A 6,377-nucleotide genomic window follows, 5' to 3' on the forward strand; every position below is an offset into this window, starting at 1 on the left:
GGTCAAGCGTCCCCGCGAAGGCCGCGAGCGCCTCCTTCAGCATTCCGCGGAGGCGGCAGCGGGGGGTGATCAGGCAGCTATTGCCGCTCCTGAAGCATTCGACCAGCGCAAAGTCGGGCTCCGTCGTCCGCAGGACGTCTCCCAGCCGGATCTGTCCTGGCGTCTTGGCAAGCGTCAGGCCGCCGGAGCGCCCGCGCACCGCCTTCAAAAACCCGGCGCGGGTCAGTTGGTTGGCCACCTTCATCAAGTGCGCGCGCGAAATCCCGTAAACCTGAGCGGTTTCCTCGATGGTGATCAACTGGCCGTCCCTGGCCGCCGCGTACATGAGCACGCGAAGCGAATAGTCGGAGAAATCCGTCAGTCTCATCCAAGTTCCTTTGCTGCCACAAGCGCATGGTGGCTCACCCACAGGAAAGATGCGCGGAAGATGTATGTTTTGCAAGGCCACACAGCCGTTCGACAAAACATATATTGACAATGTATGTTTTAGCGCCGACTATCGCGGACCGTAGCGAAACGCGACAGGCGCGTCGCCGCCGCGGGCGGCGAGCTGTCGGGTTGCGCGCTCATCAATGCAATCGAAGGATGACCCAATGACCGTCCCAAACGAGATAGACGTCCGCAGCCTGGTGCCCATGCAGCGGCACCAGAAGATCTTCCAGCTCGTAGATGAGCTTGCCCCTGGCGGGAAGTTCGTTCTCGTCAACGACCATGATCCCAAGCCTCTCTACTACCAGCTCGAGGCGGAACATCCCCAGCAATTCTCCTGGACCTACCTCGAAAGGGGGCCGCAGGTCTGGCGCGTCGAGATCGGCCGTCTCTTGAAGGCCGCGTGAGCCGAGCATCGCGGGGCAAAGAGCCGCCCGCAAGTTTGCGCGGGCGGCGACCGCCTGTCGTGCTACAGGCAAGGCGTGTGCCGTGTTGCGCCAAGCCCACCCCGCCCAATGGCGGAAGTTCAACGCGCTGCTGCATCGGCTGAGCAGGCAGGTGCAGTAGGGCCGACGTAACGACGAACACCGGAGAATTGATATGAGCGGCTTCGATCAGGACAGCAATCGGGATGTCCAGCACGAAGGCTCGTTGCTGCCCATGCTTATCGGCGGCCTTGTGCTCATCGTGGTAGGGATGCTTTTGGTCGCCTGGCTGGTCTGAGCAAATATGTCGGTTGTCTCGACGTTGGACGGTTGAACCTGACCATACGGTGACGACAGACATCTGCCTCCCGGGCTCGCGAGCGCTGACACGAGGGAGGACGACTGAGGCAACGATCGCAGCTTGACGAACGTCGACTTGGAGCGGACGATCGAAGCCACTTCCATGCCTCGGGTCTTTTGCGTGGCGCCGATCATCTTGGCCTTGAAGCCAGTCAAACATCGCTGCATTCTCGAAATTGTTGGTGGGACCACGAACTCGACTGGCAGAGGCGCAAGATGCTCGGGGATTTGATCGTCGCGTTGGAGCGGCCAGAGGTGGTTGCCGCGGTCCTGTCGAGCCTCCATCCCGAGCTCGCCGCAAAGGTCGCTGAACGCGCGGCGCAGGCCTCGATGTCCGTGGGTGACTTTTCAGCTGGCGCCGTGCGGGCGTTTCTCGACGAGGCTGACGACGATCTCTGGTTCCAGCTTCTGACGCTGATCCGGAAATCGGAAGATCCCGGCCTGTCGGCTGTGCAAACGATCTTGCGATGGGTGGTGGCCGCATAGCCCGTCTTGCTATTCCGAGGTCTCTTGCCGCCGAGGCGGTAACGAGCCTAAGTCGAAAATGCACGCGTGGTCGGCGACAGTTCCTCGTCTGATCTCTGCCAAGTCGAGGATCCCTTGCAATCGCGACAATAAGATATACATAATATGTATCTTTTATGAGCGACCGGGAGAATGGCGATGCCGTATGATCATAAGGCTCTACCGGGAGACAGGCGGCCCGAGCCGCTAGCACCCTCGTCAGCCTGCAGCGATGCTGGAATCGAGTGGGACGAGGTGGCGCAGGCTTCATGGGAATCTTTCCCTGCCAGCGATCCCCCGGCTTGGATCGGGTGCGGCTCCGGCCCCGCTCCATCGAAAGCTCCCTGATTCGGGGCGGATGCTATGCAAGTCGAGATCGGCACGGACGATATCTTCATCGAGGCGAGGTTGCTTGCCGACCTGCTGCGCCTTGATCCGGCGGCCGTGCACTCCCTGTTGAGGGCTCAAGAGATCACATCCTTCTGCGAGCGGGGGATCGGCGAGCACGAGGGCGAATATCGATTGAGCTTCTTCTATGGCAACCGCCGGGCGCGTCTGAATATCGATCCTGCGGGAAACGTTATACGGCGCTCGGTGATCGACTTTGGGCCAGCAGCCTTGCCGCGCCGCTTGCATCGCGCAGGCGGATAGCCCGCTGGGTCAAATGACCGCGTGACCGGAGGCGGTTGTCACTATGACCGACGGGACGCGGTGCTTGCTTGGATGCTAACTTGACGGCAATGACATGATACGGATCGACAACTTGCTGGCGAAGGTTCGCGATCGCCTGCTTCTCATCGGCGAAGACCGGCAGCTTACGGAAGCCGCCTCGCTCCTGTCCGACGATACCAGGCATATGGTCGTCGTTTGCGACAGGTCTGGCGCGATGGCCGGCATCATCACCCGAACGGATATCGTGCGCCAGATACGCCATTGCCAGGGATGCGCCTGCACGACGGCCTGCACGGCCGTCATGACCAGGAACGTGATCTCCTGCGAGGCGAAAGACTGGCTGCACGAGGTCTGGTCGACCATGAAGGAGAAAGGCCTGCAGAGTGTCCCGGTCATCGATGCAGAGCGCAAGCCGATCGGTTTGCTGTTCGCCAGGGACGCCTTGGAGATGCTCCTGTCAGAAGTCGAATATGAGGAAGAGCTTCTCAGGGACTACGTCATGTGCGTCGGCTACCGCTAAGCGGCAGCCGTTTCAGCCGAAAGCGGAGAGTTTGGCCAGTGCCAGGATGGCGACGGTCGCTGTACCGTAGGCAATTCCAATGTTTGCCATCAGCAGGAATGGCTTGAGGACGGGCCTGTGGATGTAGTCCTCGATGATGACCTGCGCACCCAACCGCATATGGACGGCAAAATTGACGAGGGCCAACGCCACAACGACCGCCACGATCGGGTTTCCGACCAAACGGCGCGCGGACGAATAGTCGGCGCCCGCCAGGAGCCAGAAGGCCGCCATCAGGCCGATAACAAGCGGAAGGCCGAGCGCGGAGGTGACGCGCTGCCGCCAGAATTCGTCGGTTCCTCCCTTGGCCGAGCCCAAGCCCCTAGCGCGGGCCAGTCCTGAACGCATCGGCTTCATGGCGAGCCTGTATGAAACAGCGCCAAGCTGAGCCAGAACAGAACCGTGCAGGCCAACGAGGCGAACAGGGTAGCCCTGGTCAGATATTCGCGCCAAGGGTAGGTGTGCGCAATGCTGAGGTCCCACACAAGATGTCGGATGCCGCCGAACGCATGGTGAAGAAGCGCCCAGGTGAAGCCGAACAGGGCCACCAGACCAACCGGCGATCCAAGCGCGTTTCTGACCAGTGCATAGGCTTCCGGGCCGCTGGCCAGAGCCAGGAGCCATCCGGCCATCGCGATAAAGCCGACGTACAGGGCCGCGCCCGTGGCTCGGTGCACGATCGACATGACCATGGTCAGCGTCGGCCTGTAGGTCTGCAAATCGGGCGCTAGCGGTCTCTCCCGGCGTGAGGCGTTGCTTTGCTTCATGTCCCGTCACTCACTGTCGGCGTTTAACCAGCATCGCCTTGATTTCGGCGATCGCCTTGGCTGGCTCGAGGCCTTTCGGGCACGTCTTCGTGCAGTTCATGATGGTGTGACAGCGATAGAGCCGGAATGGGTCCTCAAGCTCGTCAAGCCGCTCCCCGGTCGCCTCGTCGCGGCTGTCGATCAGCCAGCGATACGCCTGCAAGAGGACGGCAGGACCCAGATAGCGGTCGCCGTTCCACCAATAGCTCGGACATCCGCCGGTGCAGGAAAAACACAGGATGCATTCGTAATAGCCATCGAGCTTGGCGCGTTCCTCTGGCGATTGCAGACGTTCGCGTTCGGGCGGTGGTCCGTCCGCGCGCAACCACGGCTGAATGAGCTTGTGCTGGTCGAAGAGGTGGGCCTGGTCGACTACCAGATCCTTGATGACGCGCATGTGGCTGAGCGGAAACACGCGGACAGGCCCCTCGATGTCATCGATCGCCTGCGTGCAGGCAAGCCAGTTTCTGCCGTCGATGTTCATGCTGCACGATCCGCAGACGCCTTCACGGCAGGAGCGGCGGAACGTCAAGGTGGGGTCGACCTCGTTCTTGATCTTGACCAGCGCGTCCAGGACCATCGGGCCGCAGTCATCGCGGTCGACTTCGTAGATGTCGATTCGCGGACCGCTTCCCGATTCTGGATCGTACCGATAGATCTCGAAGCTGCGTGTCCTGGCTCGCGCTCCGCCCGTAGGCCACCTGCGCCCTCGCTCGACCTTCGAGCCGGGCGCGACTCCCCAATTCATCGGCAGGAATGACCTCATCGCCGTTCCTAGCAAAACGATTGCAGCTTCAACGGCCATAAGATACATCGGAAATATCTTTTTTTGAAGCGCTTGCGCTTCGACGCGTGGCCCGTCGTCACAACCGTCTTTGGCCATTTGCTATCGAGGTTTCTGCCATGCCCTTCAACGAACGCTCCAGACACATCACGCAAGGGGTCGCCCGCTCCCCCAACCGAGCCATGTACTACGCGCTGGGTTACGAGAAGAGTGATTTCGACAAGCCGATGATCGGGATCGCCAACGGCCATTCCACCATCACGCCCTGCAACGCCGGCCTTCAGCCGCTGGCCGATGCCGCTGCCGTCGCCATCAAGGCGGCCGGAGCCAACCCGCAGATGTTCGGCACGCCCACCATCTCCGACGGCATGTCGATGGGTACGGAAGGCATGAAGTATTCGCTGGTCTCGCGCGAGGTGATCGCCGATTGCGTGGAGATGTCGGTTCAGGGCCAGTGGATGGACGGTGTGCTGGTGCTGGGCGGCTGCGACAAGAACATGCCGGGCGGCATGATCGGGATCCTGCGCGCCAACGCGCCGGCGATCTACGTCTATGGCGGAACTATCAGGCCTGGCCGATGGAAGGGGCAGGACTTGTCCATTGTCTCCGCCTTCGAGGCGGTCGGCGCCTTCATGGCCGGCACGATGAATGAGGAGGACTTCGAGGGCATCGAGCGCCATGCCTGCCCATCCACCGGCTCCTGCGGCGGCATGTATACGGCCAACACCATGAGTTCCTCATTCGAGGCGCTGGGCATGTCGCTGCTCTATTCCTCGACCATGGCCAGCCCCGACCCCGAGAAGATCGAAAGCGCGTCCGAATCCGGCCGCGTGCTGGTCGAGGCCGTGAAGAAGAATATCCGCCCGCTCGACATCGTCACGGCCAGATCGATCGAGAACGCGGTGGCGCTGATCATGGCCATCGGCGGCTCCACAAACGCCGTGCTTCACTATCTCGCCATCGCCCATGCGGCCGGAATCGACTGGACCCTGGACGATTTCGAGCGCGTCCGGCGCAAGGTGCCGGTGATTTGCGATCTGAAGCCGTCAGGCAGATACATGGCCGTCGACCTGCATCAAGCCGGCGGCATTCCGCAGGTGCTGAAGATCCTGCTCGATGCTGGCCTGCTGCATGGCGATTGCCTTACCATCACCGGGCGGACGCTGGCCGACGAACTGGCTGCCGTGCCGGGTGAACCGCGGGCCGACCAGCGCGTCATCATGTCGATTTCGAGGGCGCTCTACCGCGAGGGGCACCTCGCTATCCTGAAAGGCAACCTCGCCGAGGACGGCGCCGTCGCAAAGATCACCGGGCTGAAGAGCCCCGCGATCACCGGTCCGGCTCGCGTGTTCGACGACGAGCAGTCGGCCATGGAGGCGATACTTGCCGACCGCATCCGGCCGGGCGACGTGGTGGTGCTGCGCTATCTCGGTCCGCAAGGCGGGCCGGGCATGCCGGAAATGCTGGCGCCCACATCGGCGCTGGTCGGACGGGGCCTGGGCGAAAGCGTCGGCCTGATCACGGACGGCCGCTTTTCCGGCGGCACATGGGGCATGGTGGTCGGCCATGTCGCGCCGGAAGCCTATGTCGGCGGCACCATCGCGCTGGTGGAAGAAGGCGACCGCATCACCATCGACGCGCGTCGGCTGCTCCTCCAATTGGAAGTGGACGAAGCCGAGATCGCGCGCCGCCGCAAAGCCTGGAAACAACCCGAGCCGCGCTACAGGCGCGGCGTGCTGGCCAAGTTCGCCGCGCTCGCGCGTCCGGCGAACGAGGGTGCCGTTTCCGGGTAAAAGCGCACGGATGCCGATCATGAGTCACTTCGTTCTCATCATACT

The 6,377-nt window shown here is 62.2% G+C and carries 10 protein-coding genes; 6 read left to right on the forward strand and 4 right to left on the reverse strand.

Annotated features, from left to right (window positions below; translation table 11 throughout):
- A partial coding sequence (locus EOD07_RS17760; RefSeq protein ID WP_127236396.1) for an Rrf2 family transcriptional regulator occupies window positions 1–367 on the reverse strand: 367 nt, incomplete at its 3' end.
- Between the two features lie 226 nt (window positions 368–593).
- Between EOD07_RS17760 and EOD07_RS17765 the strand changes: the two genes are divergently transcribed.
- The 5 genes from EOD07_RS17765 to EOD07_RS17780 all read left to right on the forward strand — a co-directional run bounded on the left by EOD07_RS17765 (window position 594) and on the right by EOD07_RS17780 (window position 2,910).
- On the forward strand, window positions 594–836 hold the full coding sequence (locus EOD07_RS17765) for a DUF2249 domain-containing protein (protein WP_127236397.1): 243 nt from the start codon (window positions 594–596) through the stop codon (window positions 834–836).
- A 193-nt stretch (window positions 837–1,029) separates the two neighbouring features.
- Window positions 1,030–1,152 carry a hypothetical protein gene (locus tag EOD07_RS39080; protein ID WP_281059063.1) on the forward strand — a complete coding sequence of 41 codons (123 nt, stop codon included), beginning with the start codon at window positions 1,030–1,032 and terminating at the stop codon, window positions 1,150–1,152.
- 179 nt (window positions 1,153–1,331) lie between these two features.
- Window positions 1,332–1,700 (forward strand): hypothetical protein, encoded by a 369-nt coding sequence (locus EOD07_RS17770; RefSeq protein WP_127236398.1) that lies wholly within the window; start codon window positions 1,332–1,334, stop codon window positions 1,698–1,700.
- A gap of 381 nt (window positions 1,701–2,081) precedes the next feature.
- On the forward strand, window positions 2,082–2,369 hold the full coding sequence (locus EOD07_RS17775; RefSeq protein ID WP_127236399.1) for a DUF6522 family protein: 288 nt from the start codon (window positions 2,082–2,084) through the stop codon (window positions 2,367–2,369).
- 94 nt (window positions 2,370–2,463) lie between these two features.
- Entirely contained in the window at window positions 2,464–2,910 is a 447-nt protein-coding gene (locus tag EOD07_RS17780) for a CBS domain-containing protein (RefSeq protein ID WP_127236400.1), read from the forward strand.
- Window positions 2,911–2,922: 12 nt separating this feature from the next.
- Here the strand turns inward: EOD07_RS17780 and sdhD are convergent, their stop codons facing one another.
- From sdhD to EOD07_RS17795, 3 genes are read right to left on the reverse strand one after another with little or no spacing between them, the layout of a single operon-like run.
- Entirely contained in the window at window positions 2,923–3,306 is a 384-nt protein-coding gene (sdhD, locus tag EOD07_RS17785) for a succinate dehydrogenase, hydrophobic membrane anchor protein (protein WP_127236401.1), read from the reverse strand.
- On the reverse strand, window positions 3,303–3,716 hold the full coding sequence (gene sdhC, locus EOD07_RS17790; RefSeq protein ID WP_127236402.1) for a succinate dehydrogenase, cytochrome b556 subunit: 414 nt from the start codon (window positions 3,714–3,716) through the stop codon (window positions 3,303–3,305). Before sdhC ends, sdhD begins: the two co-directional genes overlap by 4 nt.
- Window positions 3,717–3,726: 10 nt before the next feature.
- Window positions 3,727–4,638 carry a succinate dehydrogenase iron-sulfur subunit gene (locus EOD07_RS17795; RefSeq protein ID WP_281059064.1) on the reverse strand — a complete coding sequence of 304 codons (912 nt, stop codon included), beginning with the start codon at window positions 4,636–4,638 and terminating at the stop codon, window positions 3,727–3,729.
- A gap of 20 nt (window positions 4,639–4,658) precedes the next feature.
- Here EOD07_RS17795 and ilvD point away from each other — a divergent pair, with 20 nt between their 5' ends.
- A complete protein-coding gene (gene ilvD, locus EOD07_RS17800) occupies window positions 4,659–6,332 on the forward strand; it encodes a dihydroxy-acid dehydratase (RefSeq protein ID WP_127236403.1) in 1,674 nt (557 codons plus the stop codon).
- Window positions 6,333–6,377 lie beyond the last annotated feature (45 nt).

The sequence above is a fragment of the Mesorhizobium sp. M2C.T.Ca.TU.002.02.1.1 genome, from assembly GCF_003997225.1.